The 20,485-nt window shown below is 54.5% G+C and carries 16 protein-coding genes; 15 read left to right on the forward strand and 1 reads right to left on the reverse strand.

The annotated features are described in order from the left end of the window. Positions 1-20: 20 nt before the first annotated feature. From ACRTGH_RS09390 to ACRTGH_RS09415, 6 genes are all read left to right on the forward strand, one after another. Complete coding sequence (locus ACRTGH_RS09390; protein WP_368847414.1) at positions 21-614, forward strand: IMP cyclohydrolase; 594 nt, start codon at positions 21-23, stop codon at positions 612-614. Positions 615-624: 10 nt separating this feature from the next. Next, positions 625-1,902, forward strand: coding sequence for a phosphoribosylamine--glycine ligase (gene purD / locus ACRTGH_RS09395; protein WP_368847415.1), 1,278 nt, complete (start codon positions 625-627; stop codon positions 1,900-1,902). A 6-nt stretch (positions 1,903-1,908) separates the two neighbouring features. Then, the gene (locus ACRTGH_RS09400; RefSeq protein WP_368847416.1) at positions 1,909-4,851 is read left to right on the forward strand and encodes an insulinase family protein; all 2,943 of its coding nucleotides are present in this window, start codon (positions 1,909-1,911) and stop codon (positions 4,849-4,851) included. 148 nt (positions 4,852-4,999) lie between these two features. After that, positions 5,000-5,887, forward strand: coding sequence for a 4-hydroxy-tetrahydrodipicolinate synthase (gene dapA / locus ACRTGH_RS09405; protein WP_368847417.1), 888 nt, complete (start codon positions 5,000-5,002; stop codon positions 5,885-5,887). A 46-nt stretch (positions 5,888-5,933) separates the two neighbouring features. After that, the gene (locus ACRTGH_RS09410; protein ID WP_368847418.1) at positions 5,934-6,488 is read left to right on the forward strand and encodes a coenzyme F(420) biosynthesis enzyme; all 555 of its coding nucleotides are present in this window, start codon (positions 5,934-5,936) and stop codon (positions 6,486-6,488) included. 138 nt (positions 6,489-6,626) lie between these two features. Further along, positions 6,627-7,013 (forward strand): YbaN family protein, encoded by a 387-nt coding sequence (locus tag ACRTGH_RS09415; RefSeq protein WP_368847419.1) that lies wholly within the window; start codon positions 6,627-6,629, stop codon positions 7,011-7,013. A 1-nt stretch (position 7,014) separates the two neighbouring features. Here the strand turns inward: ACRTGH_RS09415 and ACRTGH_RS09420 are convergent, their stop codons facing one another. Further along, positions 7,015-7,764 carry a transglycosylase domain-containing protein gene (locus ACRTGH_RS09420; protein ID WP_368847420.1) on the reverse strand — a complete coding sequence of 250 codons (750 nt, stop codon included), beginning with the start codon at positions 7,762-7,764 and terminating at the stop codon, positions 7,015-7,017. 252 nt (positions 7,765-8,016) lie between these two features. Here ACRTGH_RS09420 and argC point away from each other — a divergent pair, with 252 nt between their 5' ends. The 9 genes from argC to ACRTGH_RS09465 all read left to right on the forward strand — a co-directional run bounded on the left by argC (position 8,017) and on the right by ACRTGH_RS09465 (position 20,485). Further along, positions 8,017-9,051, forward strand: a complete 1,035-nt coding sequence (gene argC / locus ACRTGH_RS09425) for an N-acetyl-gamma-glutamyl-phosphate reductase (protein ID WP_368847421.1) — start codon at positions 8,017-8,019, stop codon at positions 9,049-9,051. An 18-nt stretch (positions 9,052-9,069) separates the two neighbouring features. Then, positions 9,070-10,281, forward strand: a complete 1,212-nt coding sequence (gene argJ, locus ACRTGH_RS09430; protein WP_368847422.1) for a bifunctional glutamate N-acetyltransferase/amino-acid acetyltransferase ArgJ — start codon at positions 9,070-9,072, stop codon at positions 10,279-10,281. Positions 10,282-10,295: 14 nt separating this feature from the next. Next, positions 10,296-11,180 carry an acetylglutamate kinase gene (gene argB / locus ACRTGH_RS09435; RefSeq protein ID WP_368847423.1) on the forward strand — a complete coding sequence of 295 codons (885 nt, stop codon included), beginning with the start codon at positions 10,296-10,298 and terminating at the stop codon, positions 11,178-11,180. A 21-nt stretch (positions 11,181-11,201) separates the two neighbouring features. Continuing rightward, positions 11,202-12,410, forward strand: a complete 1,209-nt coding sequence (locus ACRTGH_RS09440) for an acetylornithine transaminase (protein ID WP_368847424.1) — start codon at positions 11,202-11,204, stop codon at positions 12,408-12,410. A 21-nt stretch (positions 12,411-12,431) separates the two neighbouring features. Beyond that, a complete protein-coding gene (gene argF, locus ACRTGH_RS09445) occupies positions 12,432-13,364 on the forward strand; it encodes an ornithine carbamoyltransferase (protein WP_368847425.1) in 933 nt (310 codons plus the stop codon). 86 nt (positions 13,365-13,450) lie between these two features. Further along, positions 13,451-14,671 carry an argininosuccinate synthase gene (locus ACRTGH_RS09450; RefSeq protein ID WP_368847426.1) on the forward strand — a complete coding sequence of 407 codons (1,221 nt, stop codon included), beginning with the start codon at positions 13,451-13,453 and terminating at the stop codon, positions 14,669-14,671. Beyond that, positions 14,668-16,095 carry an argininosuccinate lyase gene (argH, locus tag ACRTGH_RS09455; protein ID WP_368847427.1) on the forward strand — a complete coding sequence of 476 codons (1,428 nt, stop codon included), beginning with the start codon at positions 14,668-14,670 and terminating at the stop codon, positions 16,093-16,095. Before ACRTGH_RS09450 ends, argH begins: the two co-directional genes overlap by 4 nt. A 615-nt stretch (positions 16,096-16,710) precedes the next feature. After that, positions 16,711-18,153, forward strand: coding sequence for a hypothetical protein (locus tag ACRTGH_RS09460; RefSeq protein ID WP_368847428.1), 1,443 nt, complete (start codon positions 16,711-16,713; stop codon positions 18,151-18,153). 109 nt (positions 18,154-18,262) lie between these two features. After that, a complete protein-coding gene (locus ACRTGH_RS09465) occupies positions 18,263-20,485 on the forward strand; it encodes a phosphoadenosine phosphosulfate reductase domain-containing protein (protein WP_368847429.1) in 2,223 nt (740 codons plus the stop codon).

A 20,485-nucleotide genomic window follows, 5' to 3' on the forward strand; every position in this document is an offset into this window, starting at 1 on the left:
TAGAAAGGTGGAGATTGGCAATGAAAATCAAGCGTGCTCTCATCAGTGTATCGGATAAGACGGGCGTCGTCGAGTTCGCGCGCAAGCTGCATGATGCCGGCGTCGAGATTGTTTCGACGGGCGGCACGATGAAGGCGATTCGCGACGCCGGCATCCCGGTGCTCTATGTCAGCGACGTCACGGGTTTCCCCGAGATCATGGATGGACGGGTCAAGACGCTCAATCCCTACATCCATGGGGGGATTCTCGCCGTGCGCGACGATCCCAAGCACGCACAGCAGATGAAGGAGCATAAGATTACGCCAATCGATCTCGTCGTCGTCAATCTCTATCCGTTTGATGAAACGATTGCAAAGCCGAATGTGACGCTTGCCGAGGCGATTGAGAACATCGACATCGGCGGTCCGGCCATGATTCGTGCGGCGGCGAAAAACTTCAAGTTCGTGGCTGTTGTGACGAATCCGGCGCATTATGACGAGGTGGCCGACATGATAAAGAAGGACGGCTGCGTGCGCGGCATGAAACGCATGGAACTCGCACGCGAGGCATTTCGCCACACGTCGGTTTACGACGAGCATATCGCCGCGTATCTTTCGGAACAGATTGAGAAATAGGAGCATGGGGATGAATATTCTAGTCATCGGCAGCGGCGGGAGAGAGCATGCGCTTGCCTGGAAACTGCAGCAGAGCCCGCAGGCGGGGAAGCTTTATGCCTTGCCGGGAAATCCGGGCATGGCGGAAATTGCCGAATGTGTGCCGGATATTGCTGCTTCGGATCATGGGGCTGTCGTTGCTTTCGCCAAGGAGAAAGGCGTCGGGCTTGTTGTCGTCGGCCCTGAGGCGCCGCTCGCGGACGGGCTTGTCGATGCGCTTGCAGACGCGGGAATCAAGGCGTTTGGCCCGTCGCGCCTTGCAGCGGAGATCGAGGGCTCGAAGGCCTTTTCCAAGGACTTGATGAAGAAGTACGACATTCCAACGGCGAAGTACGGGGTTTTCTCCGATGCGGCCTCGGCACGTGCCTATGTCAGGGCGGAAGGAGCGCCGATCGTCGTCAAGGCGGACGGTCTCGCGGCGGGCAAGGGCGTCATCGTCACCATGACCGAAGAGGAAGCGCTTGCCGCGATCGATGAGATCATGGAGGACAAGGCTTTCGGACAGGCGGGCAGCCGCGTCGTCATAGAGGAATTTATGGCAGGCGAGGAGGTTTCCATCCTCGCGTTCACCGATGGCAGGACGATCCGGGCGATGGTTCCTTCGCAGGATCACAAGCGCGCCTACGACGGCGATGAGGGGCCGAATACCGGCGGCATGGGGGCGTATGCGCCCGCGCCTGTCGCACCGCCTGCGCTCGTCGAGGAGGTGCAGCGGACGATACTGGAGCCGACAATCCGGGCGATGGAGAAAGAGGGGCGCCTCTACAAAGGCTGCCTCTATGCCGGTCTCATGGTGACGCCTGCAGGGGTGAAGGTCGTCGAGTTCAACTGCCGTTTCGGCGATCCTGAGACGGAGGTCGTGCTGCCGCTGCTTCGCGGCGATCTCGTCGAAATCATGCTGGCATGCGTCGATGGAACGCTTGACGGAGTCGAGATTCCTTGGAGCAAGGGTGCGGCTGTCACTGTTGTTCTGGCGGCGGGCGGCTATCCTAAGGCTTACGCGAAGGGCGCCCCTATCGAGGGTCTGGACGAGGCGGCGAAAGAGGGCTGCCTCGTATTCCATGCGGGTACGGCGGAAAAAGACGGTGCTGTTGTTTCCGCTGGAGGACGCGTTCTCAACGTCGTTGCGGAAGCGCCGGACATTCGGTCAGCCATCGAGAAGGCTTACCGCGGCGTAGGCTGCATCCATTTCAAGGATGCGTTCTGCCGCAGGGATATCGGGCATAGGGCTCTGGAAAGGATGAAATAAATCTATATGAAGTTGAACCTGAAGGAAAACGAGATCCTCCATGGCTTCCGCCTGCTCAAGCAGCAGGCGGTGCCTGAGATCGATGCGAAAGCCTATGAGTTCGTGCACGAAAAAAGCGGCGCACGGCTTTTCTTTTTGGAAAATGACGACGACAACAAGGTCTTTTCCATCACGTTCCGCACACCGCCTGCCGACGACACGGGCGTGGCGCATATCGTTGAACATTCCGTGCTCTGCGGTTCCAGGAAATACCCGCTCAAGGAACCGTTCGTCGAGTTGGTCAAGGGTTCTTTGAACACGTTCCTCAATGCCATGACGTTTCCGGATAAGACGATGTATCCCGTGGCGAGCCGCAACGACAAGGATTTCCAGAATCTCATGGATGTCTATCTGGACGCTGTCTTTTATCCGGCAATGCGCGAGACGCCGGAAATCTTCCAGCAGGAGGGCTGGCACTACGAGATCGAGAGCCCCGAAAAGCCGCTCGTTTACAGCGGCGTCGTCTACAACGAGATGAAGGGGGCGCTGTCCGCGCCGGACGATGTGCTTGAGAACAAGATCATGGCCGCGCTCTATCCCGATACGACATACGGCTTTGAGTCGGGCGGCAATCCTGAGGCGATTCCGACGTTGACGCAGGAAGATTTCGTCGCCTTCCACAGCCGTTACTATCACCCCTCAAACAGCTATATTTATCTTTACGGTGCGATGGATCTCGCGGAAAAACTCGCCTATCTCGATGCGGAATATCTTTCGGCGTTTGAACGCATCGAACCGAATTCCGCCATCGAAAGGCAGAACCCCCTGGCAGGAATGGCGAAAATCGAAGAAGCGTATTCCATAGGCGCGGGGGAGAGCGCCGAGGAAAAGACGCTGCTCGCCCTGAGCTGGCTTATGGGAGAGGCCGTTGCAGCCGAAGAGCTTTTGGCGCTGTCCGTCTTGCAGCACGCGCTTTTGCAGACGGAGGCGGCTCCTTTGAAGAAGGCGCTGATGGATGCAAAAATCGGCAAGGATGTGGGCGCTTCCTTCGAGGATGCCGTACTGCAGCCTTATATGAGCATCGTCGTCAACGGTTCCGAGCCTGAGCGCGCCGAGACGCTGCTTGCGGTGACAGAGGATACGCTGCGCCGTCTTGTGGAGGAAGGCATTGACAAAACCTTGCTCGAAGCCTCGATCAACCTGATTGAATTCAAGATGCGCGAGGCGGATTTCGGCACATACCCCAAAGGGCTTGTCTATAATATCAAGATTATGAACAGCTGGCTTTATGATGAAGATCCTGCGCTGTACCTTTATTATGAGAATCTCTTCAAAAAGATGCGCGAGGGGCTTGAAAGCCGCTATTTTGAGGAAACGCTTGAAAAGCGCCTGCTCGACAACACGCATCGCGCACTCGTGATCCTGAAGCCGAGCAAGACGCTGGCAGGGGAGCGGGACAAGGCGCTTGCCGAGGAGCTGGCGGCGAAAAAAGAGCGGCTCAGCCCTGAGGAAATCGAGCGCATCATTGCGCTGAACAAACGCCTCAAGGAGCGTCAGGAAAGCCCCGAGACGCCTGAGGCATTGGCGAAGATTCCGCTTCTTTCGCTTTCGGACATCCGTACGGAAGCGGAGAGGATTCCTCTTGAGGAACGCAGCCTTGCAGGCTGCAAGGTGCTCTTCAGCGATATTTTCACGAACAAGATTGCCTATCTCAATCTCTATTTTGATACGCAGTGCGTGCCGCAGGAAAAGATTCCGCAGCTCTTCCTGCTCTCCGAGCTCATGGGCGCCATGGACACGAAGAGCCATACATACGCTGAAATTGCGAATCGCATGAATCTCCATACGGGCGGCATTTCCTATGAGGCGTTTGCTGCGGCGAGAAAAGGGGAGCCGGATTCCAGTATGCCCCTTTTTCGGATTCGTGCCCGGGCGTTTCAAAGAAATCTTCCTGAACTTTTCTCTCTGTTGGGAGAAATTCTGACGGAGACGAGATTTGACGACAAGAAACGACTGGAGGAACTGTGCGGCCAATGCCGTGCCGTCATGGAGATGCGTGTCATGAGCGCATCGCAGCAAGCCATGGCCGTACGCCTTGCTTCGTATCTTTCGCCGGCCGGCGCTTACAATGAACAGGCGGGGCTGTCCTTCCACCGTTTTATCGTCGATATCACCGATCACTTCGAGGAACGCTTCGCTTCGCTTTCCGCGACGCTGGCGGAGCTTTTGCCGCTTGTTTTCCGCAAGGATGGCCTGACTTTCGGTTTGACGCTCCACGCGAAGGCTTATGCTCTCTTTGAAGGAGAGGTTGAGGCATTTTGCCGTCGCCTGCCGCAGGAAAGCGCCGTACCCCGGACGTATCATTGGAAAGTCGAGGCGAAGAACGAGGGGCTTCTTTCCTCGAGCCGCGTGCAGTATGTGGGAAAGGCTGCAAATTTCCTGCGTCTCGGCTTTTCCTATACGGGTTCCTTGAGCGTTCTCGAGACAATTTTGCGCTATGATTACTTCTGGACGAAGATCCGTGTGCAGGGCGGTGCTTACGGCGCTTTTACGCAGTTCAGCCGCATCGGCTTCATGCTCTTCGGTTCGTACCGCGATCCGAATCTGGTCGAAACACTGGATATTTTCGATCATACGGCGGATTATCTGCGCGATTTTGACGTTTCGGACCGCGAGATGGTAAAATTCATCATCGGCACAATCAGCAGCCTCGATACGCCGCGCACCCCGCAGCTCAAGGGGCTGGGGGCGCAGGACAATTTCCTGCGCGGCATTACGCATGAGGATCGCCAGAGGACACGTGATGAGATCCTGGCGACGCGGCAGCAGGGAATCCGCGACCTTGCGCCCATGATTGAGGCCTGCATGAAGCAAAACATCCTCTGCGTTTTCGGCAATGAGGACAAGCTCAAGGAAAATGCTGCGCTTTTTGGCAGCCTTGTCCATGCCTTGGGCGGCTCGAACGATTGACTTTATCCCCTTGTCATGCAATAATGGAGAGAAACGTTGAATGCGGCGTTGTTTTCTGTGCGGCGATTTTCGTTTGTGCGGGCGCCGCAGGAAAGGGAGCTCCGGTTCAGCGCTTCCCTAAAGGAAAATCACCAAGGAGGATGCAGGAATGAAAGAACCAATCTTTACTGGTGCAGGCGTTGCCATTATCACTCCTTTTACAGAAGACGGGGTGAACTTTGACGAGTTTGGCCGTGTCATCGAGGATCAGATCAAGGGAGGCACGGACGCCATCATCGTCACGGGGACGACGGGCGAGGCTGCAGCCATGAGCGACGCGGAGCATAAGGCTGCGATCAAGTTCGTGGTGCAGGAGGTAAAAGGGCGCATTCCCGTCATCGCGGGTACAGGCTCGAACGATACGAAGTATGCCGTCCAGCTCTCGCAGTATGCCGAAGAGGCCGGCGCCGACGGGCTGCTGCTCGTGACGCCGTACTACAACAAGTGTACGCAGGGCGGTCTTGTCAAGCATTTTTGGAAGATTGCCGACAGTGTAAGCATTCCCTCGATTGTCTACAATGTACCGTCGCGTACGGGCGTCAACATTCTGCCGGAGACATATGCGGAGCTTTCCAAGCATCCGCGCATCAATGCGACGAAAGAGGCGAGCGGAAATCTCGCTGCTGTTGCGCGCATACGCAAGGCCTGCGGAGATGAACTCAATGTTTACTCCGGCAACGACGATGAGATCGTGCCGATCCTTTCCGTCGGAGGCAAGGGCGTAATCTCGGTTCTCGCCAATGTTGCGCCGCGGGCGACGCACGATATGTGCCGCCTCTATTTCGAGGGGAAGGTCAAGGAAGCCGCGGCCATTCAGGTCGACTATATGGATTTGATTGCAGCTCTCTTTTCGGAGGTCAATCCGATTCCCGTCAAGACGGCGATGCGTCTCATGGGGTACGAAACGGGGCCTCTGCGCATGCCGCTTTCCGAAATCGAACCTGGGCATTTGGAACCCTTGAAAGAAGCCATGCGCCGTCATGGACTCATCGAATGAGCTCATGGTTTTGCAATGCATCATTTCGTCCAAGGAGGAAAAGAAAATGAGAAAATTTGTCCAAATCATGCTTTTGGCCTGCCTCGTCATCTTCAGCACGCAGGTCGCGTTTGCCAATGCCGACAAGGCAACGGTGCAGGAGGGCGCGGATCTTACGGATGTCCACCGTCTGGCCATCGCCTCGCCGCTTTACATGCCGAGAAAGGATGCCCCTTCGAAGGATGAGCTTCTGGCAATCATGAACAAGGCCAGCTCCTTTGCGCGCTGCTATGTGCTTTCTTATGATATGGTTGCCGAGGAAATCCAGAAGGATAACGGCATTGACATTCGGGCGCTCGACCGCCGTCAGGCCTCTAAGGTTTACAAGGAAGGCGTGGCCAAGACAGCCGATGCCTATGTCGTCCTGACCGTCGCCAACAATGGCCGGACAAACTTCTTCTTCGATGTCTATAAGAGCGGCACGAACGATCTTCTTTACACCTACCAGATTGTGGCGAACAAGAGCGAGCCTGACAACGAGGTCACGTTCAATCTTCTCTGTGAGCAGTTCTTCAAGAACTTTGAGCGCTCCGTCGGGGAACAGGCGAAAGGGAAAAAATAAAACATCCGCATGAAAAAGGCGTCCCCGCAGTCTGTGGGACGCTTTTTTCTTCCATTCATGAGGTGGCGGCAGGAGAGGCGTTTGCATATTATGCGGCGGGAAGCCGGTATGACGAATAGGAAAGGAATATAGGAGCATATGATTTCAAATAACCGTGTCATGCGTTATTTTTGGCTGGGCTTCGGCATGATTGCCCTGTCCCTGGGAACAGCGGGAATCGTCCTGCCCTTGATTCCTACCGTCCCTTTTTATCTTCTGGCGGCGTTCTGCTTTGCCAAAAGCTCGGAACGCATACATGCTTGGTTCAGGTCGACGAAGGGATACGAGAAGTACGTTGCTCCCTTTCAGGACGAGGACGGTATACCCCTGCGCCTGAAGGTTCGGATCATCGTCATGGTGACCGCTGTCATGTCTTTCAGCGCATATTTTATGGCAGGCAGCCTGACGGCTCTGGGCCTGCTGGCATTTGCCTGGTTTGCGCAATGCGTCGTTTTAGTGTTTTTTGTAAAAACGAGAACAAGCTGAATCAGCGTGCGAAGTAAAGAGGTTTTATCTTGGCTGATTCAGCTATGGTTTCCGTGATGCAGCCATTTCGTTTCATGGCATCGAGGACGACGATCTGCCGTTTCTTCGCGAGAATGAAATCGACGTAAGGGGAGTAGACGGAAGGCGCGTTCGGAATGCCGGCAAGCATGGAGGTTTCAGGCAGTTCGAGCTCCTCCGGCTCCTTGCCGAAGTAGCCGATGGAAGCCTCGTGCACGCCGTAGAAGCCTGAACCGAAGTAGATGGTGTTGAGATAGAGCTCGAGGATTTCATCCTTCGAGTAATGCGCTTCCAAGTCGAGCGCCAGCAAGGCTTCCTCAAACTTGCGCCCGAGGGATTGCTCGTCTGAAAGAAAGAGGTTTTTTGCGAGCTGTTGGGTGATGGTGCTCGCCCCTTCCTCGATGCGGCCGTATTGCAGATTGACAAGCGTGGCGCGGGCAATGGCTCCGGGATCAAAGCCGCAGTGCGAGTAGAAGCGGCTGTCCTCGACTGCGACGACGGCTTCCTGCAGGGATTGCGGAATCGCATCGATGGTCACATAGCGTTCGCGTTGGCGCACGCGTTCATTCACCGCATCGCGCAGGAAGACGAGACGCCGCATTTCCTGCATATTCGGCATGGCGTCAAAAAGCGATGGGCGAAAAATAGCTGTGCCGCCTGCGATGAAGAAGGCGAGAAAAAAGACAGTGAGCAAAAAGAGGGAAAAGCGCAGGAATCGTTTCAGTTTTTTCATTTTGCCGCCCTCCTTTCGTCTTTTTATCCGCGAGTTTTTATGCGGTTTCATTATAGCATTGAAGAGAAAAGGTTTGCAAATGGTATGGAACTGTATTAGGATAAGTTTGACTGAGCACGGTTGACAAAATTGAAAAATATAAGCGGAAGAAAAAATATATTGTATAATTATGCAATAAAATGTATAATTATAAATGCGGCTGAAAAAGACGCAGAATCCTGTTAGAGTACATGGAGAAAGAGGGGCGGACGGATGAGGGTAAGCATTATCGGCGCGACAGGCTATGCAGGGGCGGAAATTCTGCGCCTCCTGCACGGGCATCCGAAGGCCGAGGTGGTGCATATCACTTCGGAGAGCCATACGGGTGAAAGCATTTCGGAGATATATCCGCATTTTCGCGGCATTTACGATATGAAGCTTGAAAGCATGAAAGATGTTGTACGCATCGGGCAGGAAAGCGACTTCGTATTCATTGGGCTGCCGCATGGTCATGCGATGGGTGTGGGAAAGGCGTTGGCGGCAGAAAAAACACGCCTCATCGATCTTGGAGCGGACTACCGCTTCACGGATCCCGCGATTTATGAGAAGTGGTACAAGGTCAAGCACACACATAAAGAAGCGCGTTCCGTCTATGGATTGGCGGAGCTCTGCCGTGAAAAAATCCGCGATGCGAAGATCATCGGCAATGCGGGGTGCTATACGACGGCGAGCATCCTGGCTCTTGCACCGTTGGCTAAAAATCATCTGATCGATATTGCAGGCATCGTCGTCGACGCGAAGTCCGGCGTATCGGGAGCGGGGCGTGCGGCGAAGCAGGCGAATCTCCTGCCCGAGCTTTACGACAGTTTCAAGGCATACGGCGTCGCTTCGCACCGTCATACGCCCGAAATCGAGCAGGCCGTAACGGAGCTTTCGGGCGAGCCGTGCGTCCTGTCCTTTACACCGCACCTCGTGCCGATGTCGCGCGGCATACTCGCGACATGCTATGCGCACTTGAAGGACGGTGTGGAACCGGAGACGGTCGACGCGGCATACGAGAAGATGTATGGCAGGGAATACTTCGTGCGGCTTCTCGGCCGAGGCGGCTATCCGGAGACAAAAAACGTGCGTGCCTCAAACTTCTGTGATATCGGCTGGCACATTGACGAGAGGACGCAGCGCGTCATCGTTTTATCTGCCATCGACAATCTTGTCAAGGGAGCGGCGGGACAGGCCATACAGAATTTCAACATCGCCTGCGGCTTCGACGAGAAGCTCGGGCTTGACCATATCGCAGTTTATCCGTGATGCAGGAGGTAATGCAAGATGTTTTCCGATACAGCAGTAAAAGCAGGCGTGACATTTCCCAAAGGCTTCAAGGCGGCGGGCGTCAAGGCCGGCATAAAAAAGAGCGGCAATCTCGATGTCGCTGTGATTTATTCTGAGATGGAGGCGGCTGTTGCGGGCGTCTTCACGCAGAATGCCGTGGCGGCGGCGCCTGTCTACGTTGCCAAGGCGGCGGTCGAGGACGGCAAGGCGCGTGCCATCGTTGCCAATGCGGGCTGTGCGAACGCCTGCACGGGCGAGCAGGGCATGGAGGACGCGAAGCGTACGGCGGATATTGCAGCCGAAGCGCTCGGCTGTGCGGCAGGCGACGTCATCGTTGCCTCGACAGGCGTCATCGGCGTGAACCTGCCGATGGAAAAACTCGAAAAAGGCATCAAGGATGCAGCAGCGAGCCTGTCCGATACAGGAAGCGTCGATGCAGGAAACGCCATCATTACGACGGACACCCATTCCAAGGCTTGCGCGGCCGAGGTGGAAATCGGCGGCAAGAAGGTGCGTTTTGGTGCGATTGCCAAGGGTTCGGGCATGATTCAGCCCAATATGGCGACGATGCTTTGCTTTATTACGACGGATGCGGCCATTGACAGCGGCCTTTTGCAGCAGGCTCTTTCGGAAATCACGGAAGTCACGTTCAATATGATTTCCGTCGACGGCGATATGAGCACGAACGACATGGTGACGGTGCTGGCAAACGGTGCGGCGGGCAACGCGAAGATCACGCAGAAGAATGCGGACTACGACGTTTTTTATCATACGCTCAAGAAAATCTGCACGGGGCTTTCGCAGCGCATCGCGGCGGACGGCGAGGGTGCGACGAAGTTCCTGACCGTGCATGTGACGGGCGCAGAGACCTTTGAGGCGGCGAAGACGGTGGCGATGAGCGTCGCGAAATCACCGCTCGTCAAGACGGCCTTCTTTGGGGAAGATCCGAATTGGGGGCGCGTCATCTGCGCTGTCGGTTATGCGGGCGTGCCCATGACGCCTGAAAAGACCGTCGTGAAGTTTGGCGGCATCCCTGTATATGCGCATGGCACGGGTGCTGCCAGCGATGCGGAAGCCCTGCGCGAGGTCATGGGGCAGCATGACATCGTCATCGATATCGACATGGGCATGGGAAGCGCCGAGGCGACGGTATGGACTTGTGACTTCTCTTATGAGTATGTAAAGATCAACGGGGAGTACCACACCTGAGCGGGGGTGAAATGATGTTTGCGGCAAACGACAAGGCGGCAATCCTCGTCGAGGCACTGCCTTACATACAGGAATTTTACGGCAAGACCGTCGTCGTTAAGTACGGCGGCAATGCCATGATCAATGAAGAGCTCAAGGACAAGGTCATGCAGGATGTGGCGCTGATGAAGTACGTCGGCATACATCCTGTCATTGTGCATGGCGGCGGCCCTGAGATTACGGGCTTTCTCGGCAAGGTGGGCAAGGAAACGGAATTCATCAGCGGCCTGCGCGTGACGGATGAAGAAACGGTGGAAATCGCCGAGATGGTGCTCGACGGAAAAATCAACTCCGACATCGTGACTCTCCTCAACCGTCGCGGCGTGTGCGCCGTCGGGCTCTCAGGCAAGGATGCGAACCTCATTCGCGCACAAAAGAAGCTCGCGACGGTTTATGAAGGTGAAGCGAGGAAAAAGGTTGACATCGGCTATGTCGGTCAGGTCGAAAGAATCGACACGCGCCTTCTGCGCGACCTCATCGCGCATGATTACATCCCCGTTATCGCGCCGATCGGCGTCGGCGCGGACGGCGAGAGCTACAATATCAATGCCGATTATGTGGCGGCGGAGATTGCGGGCGCGCTCGGGGCGGAGAAACTCCTGCTCCTGACGGACGTCGAGGGCGTCTATAAGGACTATGAGGACAAATCATCCTTCATCTCGACGCTCACGGCAGCCGAGGCGCGCCGCTATATCGAGGACGGCACTCTGACGGGCGGCATGATTCCGAAGGTGGAAGCGTGCCTCAGGGCGCTCGAGGCGGGTGCGGCAAAGACGCATATCATCGACGGCAGGCTCGGTCATTCCATCATCTTGGAGCTCTTCACATCGAGCGGCATCGGCACGCAGGTTGAGAAGTGACGTCGGGAAAGCGGGGAAAATATGAAAGAAACGGATGAAGCAATTTACGCGAAGGATGCGGCGGGTTACATTCCCGTGTTCAACCGCTATAAGATCGTACTCGATCACGGCGAGGGCGTCTATGTTTTTGACAACAACGGCAGGAAATACATCGATTTTCTCGCGGGTATCGCGGTGAATGTTCTGGGACATGCCTATCCGCCGCTTGTCAAGACGGTCGCCGAGCAGGCGGGGCGCATGATTCACTGCTCGAATCTCTATTACACGCAGGCGCAGGCGGATGCAGCCGAGAAGTTGGTTCGCCTCTCCGGACTTGGCAAGGCCTTTTTCGGTAATTCGGGTGCGGAAGCGAACGAGGGAGCGATCAAGATCGCGCATAAGTATGCGCACGCGAAAGATCCTGAAAAGTCACAGATCATCACGGCATGGGACAGCTTTCACGGACGCACGCTCGCGACATTGACGGCGACAGGGCAGCCTAAGTATCACGAGGGCTTCGGCCCGCTGCCGGAAGGGTTTGACTATGTGCATTACGGTGATGTCGAGGAACTTGAGGCGCTGATGAGCGCGAAGACGTGCGCCGTCATGCTGGAAACGATCCAGGGAGAGGGCGGCGTGCATGTGCCGTCCGCCGGCTACCTCAAGCGCGTGCGCGAACTCTGCGACAAGCATGGGGCGCTTTTGATCTTCGACGAGATCCAATGCGGCATGGGGCGCACCGGCAAACTCTTCGCCTACGAGCATTTCGGCGTGAAGCCTGATATCGTGACGCTCGCCAAAGGGCTTGCCGGCGGCGTGCCCATCGGCGCTTTCATCACAACGGACGAGGTGGCGGGCGCTTTCCATGCGGGCGACCACGGTACGACTTTCGGCGGCAACCCGCTTGCCTGTGCGGCAGCCAATGTTGTGCTCGATACGGTACAGAAGGAAGGCATTCTTGGGCATGTGGAAAAGGTCAGTGCGTATTTCCGCGAAAAGCTTGAGGACTTCAAACGGCAGTATCCGAAACTTGTCAAAGAGGTTCGCGGCATGGGGCTTTTGCTCGGCATGGAGCTGACCTGTCCGGGACGCGATATCGTTGATGCGTGCCTGGCAGAGGGCGCCATCATCAACTGCACGGCCGGAAACGTCCTGCGCTTTGTGCCGCCCCTGATTGTCAAGGAAACTCACATCGATGAACTCTGCCGTATTATGGAGCCTGTGCTGGCAAGGCATGCGGATGGACAATAAAGCGTTGGGAGGCATAGGATGATGTTAAAAGGCAAGGATTTGCTCTCTATCCATGAGCTTTCCGTCGGTGAGGTCGAAACGATACTCGACCTCGCGCAGGAGCTCAAGGCGATGCAGAAAGCGGGCATTGAGCACCGCGTACTCGCGGGCAAGACGCTCGGCATGATTTTTGAAAAATCCTCGACGAGGACGCGCGTCTCTTTTGAGACGGGCATGTTCCAGCTCGGCGGGCAGGCGCTCTTCCTCTCGAACCGCGACCTGCAGATCGGGCGCGGCGAGCCGATCAAGGATACGGCTCGCGTCTTGTCGCGCTATCTTGACGGTGTGATGATCCGCACCTTTGAGCACTCGAAAGTGGAGGAATTTGCGAAATATGCGGATATTCCCGTCATCAACGCTTTGACCGATCTGCTTCATCCGTGCCAGGCGCTGACCGATCTGCTGACGATCCGCGAGCACAAGGGCAAGAATCTCGAAGGCTTGAAGATGGCGTACGTCGGCGATGGCAACAATATGACGCATTCTTTGATGTATGCGGCGGCAAAGACGGGCATGCACTTCGTTGCCGCGACGCCGGCGGATTACGCGCCCGATGCGGAAGTGAGGCGCAGGGCAGAGGAGGACGCGAAGGAAACGGGTGCGAGTATCGCGCTCGTGACCGATCCTTTTGCAGCGGCGAAGGACGCCGACATCCTCGTGACGGATACCTGGGCGAGCATGGGGCAGGAGGCGGAGCATGAGGCGCGCAAAAAGATCTTTGCGCCGTATCAGATCAATAAGAACCTGCTCGCTGTCGCCGACAAGCGCGCCATCGTCATGCATTGCCTGCCTGCTTATCGCGGCGAGGAGATCACGGACGACGTCATGGAATCATTCGCCGACGTCATCTTCGACGAGGCGGAGAACCGCCTGCATACGCAGAAGGCGATCCTGGCGCTTTTGATGGCGGACTAACTTCGCTTTATTCGTGATTTCTCGGCAGGAAAATCTTATGAAATCACGTATTCTTTCCTATACATCATTTTAAGGAGCTGTTTTTCATGGCAAAGGCAAAAGTAAAAAAAGTCGTGCTGGCATATTCGGGCGGTCTGGACACCTCCGTCATCATTCCGTGGCTCAAAGAAAACTACGACGGTTGCGAGGTCATCGCGGCGTGCGTCGACATCGGGCAGGGCGATGAGGTCGCGCCTGTGCATGACAAGGCGCTGAAGTCCGGCGCATCGAAGGCATACGTCGAGGATCTCACGCAGGAGTTCCTTGAGGAGTATGTTTGGCCGACGCTCAAGGCGCAGGCGGTCTACGAAGGCAAGTATCTTCTGGGCACATCGTTCGCGCGTCCTCTGATCGCCAAGCGCCTTGTGGAAATCGCGAAGGAAGAGGGAGCCGACGCCATCGCGCACGGCGCGACGGGCAAGGGCAACGATCAGGTGCGTTTCGAGCTCACGATCAAGGCGCTCGCGCCGAATCTCACGATCATCGCCCCGTGGCGCGAGTGGGAGCTCGGTGCGCGCACGGAAGAAATCGAGTACGCGAAGAAGCACGGCATTCCTGTTGCCGAGGAAAACAAGACGTACAGCATGGACCGCAATATCTGGCACCTGTCGCACGAAGGTTCCGATCTTGAAGATCCGTGGAACGAACCGAAGAACGAGATGTTCCTGATCTCGAAAGCACCTGAGGATGCACCGGATAAGCCCGAGTACGTCACGGTTGATTTCGAGAAAGGCGTTCCCGTCGCCGTCAACGGCGAAAAGCTCGGTGCGGTCGAGCTTTTGACGAAACTCAACGAGATCGGTGCGAGAAACGGCGTCGGCATTACGGATATATGCGAGAACCGCCTCGTCGGCATGAAGTCGCGCGGCGTCTACGAGAATCCCGGCGGAGCGATCCTTTACTATGCGCACCGCGAGCTTGAGTATCTGTGCCTCGACCGTGCGACGTATCACTACAAGGAAGGTGTCGCCATCCGCTTCGGCGAGCTCGTCTACGACGGCATGTGGTTCTGCCAGCTCAGGGAAGCGCTGCAGGCGTTCGTCGATAGCACGCAAGAGAGCGTCACGGGCACGGTGCGCCTGAAGCTCTACAAGGGCAATATCATCAGCGCCGGTTCGAAGTCGCCGTACTCGCTCTACAGCCAGGAGTTCGTGACATTTGAGCGCGACGAGGTCTACGACCAGTCCGACGCGACGGGCTTCATCAACCTCTTCGGCTTGCCCTTGAAGGTGCGCGCCCTCATGCAGGAAAAGGCGGGGAAGAAATGAGCGAGCAGCTTTGGGGCGGTCGTTTCTCCAAGAGCACGGATGAGATGATCAACGATTTCCAGGCGTCGATTTCCTTCGACAAGCGCATGTACCGCGAGGACGTCGCGGGCAGCATTGCGCATGCGAAGATGCTCGCCAAGTGCGGCATCATCGCGGAAACGGATAAAGACGCCATCATCTCCGGGCTTCGTGATATCCTGCAAAAAATCGAGCACGGCGACTTCGACTTTTCCGTCGCGCTCGAAGATATCCACATGAACATTGAGAAGCGCCTGACCGACACCATCGGCGAGGCGGGCGGCAGACTGCACACGGCGCGCAGCCGCAACGACCAAGTCGCGCTCGACACGCACCTTTATGTGCGGTCTCAGACGCTCGCCGTGCTCGGCTGCATCGCCGACCTGCAGCGCGCGCTCGTCGAAACGGCGGAGCGCTATCCCGACGTGATCATGCCGGGATATACGCACCTGCAGCGCGCGCAGCCCATCCTCTTCGCGCATCACATGCTCGCCTACTTCTCCATGCTCGCACGCGACTTCTCGCGCTTCTTAGGCGTCTACGAGCGCGCGGACATCATGCCGCTCGGTGCTGGTGCGCTTGCGGGCACGACATTCCCCATCGACCGCGAGTTCGTGGCGGAGAAGCTTCACTTCGACGCCATCTATACGAACAGCCTCGATGCCGTCAGCGACCGCGACTACATCATGGAATTCCTCTCCGCTGCCTCCATTCTTATGGTGCACTTGTCGCGGCTTTCGGAAGAGATCATCCTTTGGTGCTCGCGCGAGTTTTCCTTCATCGAGCTTGACGACGCGCACTGCACAGGCTCCTCCATGATGCCGCAGAAGAAGAATCCCGATGTCTCCGAGCTTGTGCGCGGCAAGACGGGACGCGTCATTGGTCACCTCATGGCGATGCTCACGATCGTCAAGGGTCTGCCGCTCGCCTACAACAAGGATCTACAGGAAGATAAGGAAGGCGTGTTCGACGCCATTGACACGGTGAAATTCAGCCTCGCCGTTTATACCGCGCTCCTGCGCGGCATGACGGTCAAAGGCGATGTCATGAAACGCGCTGTCACAGAGGACTTCTCCAACGCCACCGACCTTGCCGACTACCTCGTAAAGAAAGGCATGCCGTTCAGAAAAGCGCACGCCGTCGCAGGACGTGCCGTGCATCTTTGCATCGAACAGGGCAAGTGGCTCGAAGACATGACCATGGAAGAATTCCACGCCTTGTCCGACCTCTTCACGGACGACATAAAAGAAGCCATCCGTCCCGAAACCTGCGTGAAGAACCGCAATTCTTTGGGCGGCACCTCGTACAGCCAGACCGCATGGCAGCTTGAAAAGGCGAAAGCGCTGCTTGATGAGGAAGGGAAGAAGCAGGAAGTTTTGAAGAAGAAAGAAATTCGGCTCGATTGATGAGAGATCCCCTTGCCGGGCACATTATGCCGAATTGTGCATGAGATTTAGCAGAAAACGGAGTGTCACTGCCGACACTCCGTTTTTCTATTGGACTTTTCTATAGGAATCACTGATAAATTCATCTACCCATCTTCACACATCTACACTGTCCTGTCGTCGTCGACAAATCCTCGACGTAGCCACTGCTACGCCTGCGGTTTGTCTCCTAGACAGGAACAGCGCATCTGTGCAAATCTGGGCAACTTCGTTTTATCAGCGTTTCCTATAGGAAGTACGGATAAATTCAGTCTCGCCATTTTAGAGCATCTTTTCTGTTCGGCAAATCCTTCGCATGGCTCTGCCATGTGTTCGCTTTGTCTTTTGACGGAACGAAGAATCTTACCTGAAATCGTAAGAGGGTAGGCCGAAGGAGCAGACTGATTGGGTGGTTTCAGGTGAGGATGGTTATGGGAATCGAATATAATGCTACATCTCCCAAGAGAAAAGTACAAAAGTTTTGCGGGGGGGGGACACTCTGTGTTATACTATAAAGAATTATATATAAAAATAGGGAAAGTATTAGTTTTTGATGATAGAATTGAAAATTGTTGATAAAAACAAGGAGCGGAGCGCATGGAGAATTTTGCTGGGAATGACTTTTTACGGGATGCTTTGCTGCAGCTGCTCAGACGGCATTATGAGAAGGGGTATCGTCTGGATTCGCTTGAGATGAAAAGATTGCGCGCCAAGTGGAAGGATGAGCATGGCGGCGAAGAATTGCGGGCGTCGGATGAAGCGGTACAAAAAGCGATCGCGTCGCTCACGGTTTCTACGGGGGGGATGGCGTATCTCATCGCGCAGGACGTCAAGGATTGGCTGCAGTTCATCGTCACGCTGTATCTGGGAAAATTCAAGGTGATATTTTACGAGGCGTTCTTTGCTCGGCATCAGAAGAAGCTCTTCCAGGCGCATATCTTCAACGAGCAGATTCTTCAGGCGGTGCTTGAGGAGATCTTTCCGCGGCTTCACTATGGGAAAGCGTACTTTGGGAAGGCACAGGGGGCTGTTCCAGATGTTGTGAGGCATGAGATCTTGGATATCTGGGGTGAGAAAACACTTTGGATGTACGAGCAGCTGGAACAGTGTCTCTACATCCCGCTTGATGCGATCAAGCAAGTCATGGGACAGCAGCGGGAGTTCCTCTGGGTGTCGGAAGGGACATATACGCATATTTCGCACGTGAATATCGACGATGAGGTGAAGAAGAAGCTGCGGCAGGAAGCGCAGAATCTCGCCCAAGGGAAAGATTTCTGGAGCATCAAGGAACTGCCTGTCGATGATGTTCTTGCCGCAAACTACGAGTTGGAGACGAAGACGAACTCTGCGATCTATGATGCAGTCTATGCGCTCTGCTTGGAAGCGGACTTTGACCGAAAGGGCGATACGCTGACAAGGAAGCAGCAAGAGCAGCAAGAGCAGCACGATCATGAACAGGGCAAGATGGCGCAGAAAATGTCAGCGATTGAGCGGATGCGTGCATATTGTCGTTCGCGTGATGTCTGCACGTTGTCGGAAATGCGGGCACTAGCCAATCAATTTACAAAAAATAGTGTGACATTTTTACGGGCAGCGATGGAAGTGATGATACGTCTTGATGAAGAATATTTTGTTTCAGACACGCGTGTAAATTTTGATATAGCGAGAACGGATGAAGCGATTTCCGAAATTGTGACGGGAGAATATCTCGTATTGAGAGATTTTGTGACATTTGCTTACTTTCCTGCCTGTGATGCAGAGTGGAATCTGTTTTTGTTGGAAAGCTATTGCAGGCGATTCAGCAGAAAGTTTCGTTTTGAAGCGCCGCAGTTCAACCATAGTAATGTAGGAATAGTGATACGAAGGGCATCGTCGTTTAGGAACTACAATGACTTATTGGCAGATGCCGTTGCTCATGCGAATATGGAACTGAAGCGTCAGACAGTTGGGCAGTTCCTTTATGATTCCGGCTATATCGGAAAAATACCGATCGACAGGCAGTTGGATCATATTATCAAGTTGGCGAAAGCGAGGGTTTGATATTTATTCTTATACATACGATGCCGAGACGGGCGGCATCCTCTTGAACTCTTCGCCGACGCGGATGTCAAAGGAGCCGCGTCCCGTCTATGCGGCGGAGCTTGATGTCTTGGGATTCGATGCGTATTGGCAGTATGAGCGGCAGGATGAAGCGCCGTATCTGTGGGCGGAAGCCAATGCGTACTACTATCGCGGCATGTTGGTCGCGAAGCTCAAGGGCGGGGACGTGTATACGGCGCCGCAGATTCAGCTGATGGAGGATGAGCAGGGGCAGAGACTTCTGCCACAGGGTGCGGTGCTGCAGCGCATCGATCTTGCAGGCATGGTCGAGAAGAATCGTGAGATGATGGACTTGATCGAGCAGACGACGGTGAAGAAGATCGTTGCCGTCTACGAGAAGTATCATGCAAAGCTTGATTGCTTCCACGTTGCCTTTTCGGGCGGCAAGGACAGCTGTGTTCTCCTCGATCTCGTGAAGAAGGCGCTGCCCAAGGGCAGTTTCGTCGTTGTTTTCGGCGATACGGGCATGGAGTTTCCCGATACATACGAGCTTGTCGATGCTGTGGAAGCGGAGTGCAAGGCGGAGGGCATCGCCTTCTATCGCGCCGCATCGCATTTCAGCCCCGAAGATTCTTGGCGGCTTTTTGGTCCGCCGTCGCGAACGTTGCGTTGGTGCTGCTCGGTGCATAAGAGCACGCCGCAAACTTTGAAGATACGTGAGATACTGGGGAAAAAGAATTATATTGGTATGGATTTTGTTGGAGTTCGAGCAGCGGAAAGCATTCGGCGAAGCACTTATCAGTATGAAAATTTTGGGAAGAAACAAAGGGGGCAATTCAGTCATAATTCAATTTTAGAATGGACATCAGCAGAAATCTGGCTCTATATCTATATGCATGGATTATTGATTAACAGAACTTATAAAACTGGAAATGCCAGGGCTGGGTGTCTGTTTTGCCCAATGTCAGGTGGGGTGAGCGGCTTTTTTCGACGAGCAAATTATCCTGAGGCGATACAGCGCTATGCGGATGCAATCAAGGACAGCTACAGCGGATCGCAAAAGAAAGCGGAAACGTACCTTGTTAATGGAGGATGGAATGTCCGCAAGAATGGCAGAGATTTGCGGAATAATCCATTTCGCTGTATTGAAACGGTAGAAAAAGATGCCGTTCGTATAATAGTCACAAATCCTGATTCTGATTGGCAAGAATGGATGAAAACGCTTGGACATCTGCGTGTGGATGGAAATGCATATTGTTTAGAGTATAAGCAAGAAATGGTTAGATTCGTAGTGAAGGAAATAAAGGATGGTTATGAAGTAAGAATACCAGAGAGAATATTGAAAGAGCATCCTGTTTTGAGTAAACTGTTTCGGCAGGTGTTCAGGAAGGGATCATATTGTAGTGCATGTCGCGTATGCGAAACGAATTGTCCACACGGCTGTATAAGCTTTGTAGGCGGGAAAGTAAAAATCGAAGGTTGTATTCAGTGTCATCAATGTCATGATATTGATAGTGGATGCTTGATGTTTCATTCATTAAGGCATCCGCAAGGAGGAGGCAGAACAATGAAGAGTTTGAATGCGTTTGCAGATCATGCACCGAAACCTGAATGGCTGAAAATGTTTTTTGAATTGAAAGAGGATTTTTTTACTCAGCATAGTTTGGGGCCCAATATGTATGATGTGTTTCGGAGATTTTTGCGTGATGCGGGTTTGAATGAAAAGAATCATTTCACACCACTAGCTGAGCTAATTTATCAATTAGGATGGGAAACGGCTGCGGCAGAAGGGATTATTTTGCTCAATTTAGCTATGGATAATCGTCAAATAGCTTGGTATATCGAAAATCTTGAATTAGATCAGATTTATGACAGAAAGACTGTTGAAGATATGCTTGTCTTGCACGATGTAAAACCAAGAGATGCGAGGTCGATTGTGACGGCATTTAAGCGTCTCGTCACAACGCCTCTTGGCACAGTTCTAAACTTTGGCTACGTTTCGGACGATGGCAGTCTCTGCCGTACGAAATGCGTTGTTTCCGATGCGCGCGTGTTTCTCTACGGTCTTTTCAAGTTTGCCGAGAAGTGCGGCGACTACAAGGCGTTCACGCTTTCGACGCTGCTCAATGATTCGATCGAGCGCGACGGCATCAGTCCGACGAGGATTTTCGGCGTGACGCGCGAGGAGGCGGAGCCGATGCTGCGCGGGCTTTCGGCGAAGTATCCGGATTTCATCGATGCTTCCTTTACGCATGATTTGGAGAAGATCACGTTGGCGGAGGACAAGAGTTCGGCGGATGTATTGGAGTTGTTCCGTACAGAGGGGGCTTGA

It is taken from the genome of Selenomonas oralis (assembly GCF_051603425.1).
Taxonomy (GTDB): domain Bacteria; phylum Bacillota; class Negativicutes; order Selenomonadales; family Selenomonadaceae; genus Selenomonas; species Selenomonas sputigena_A.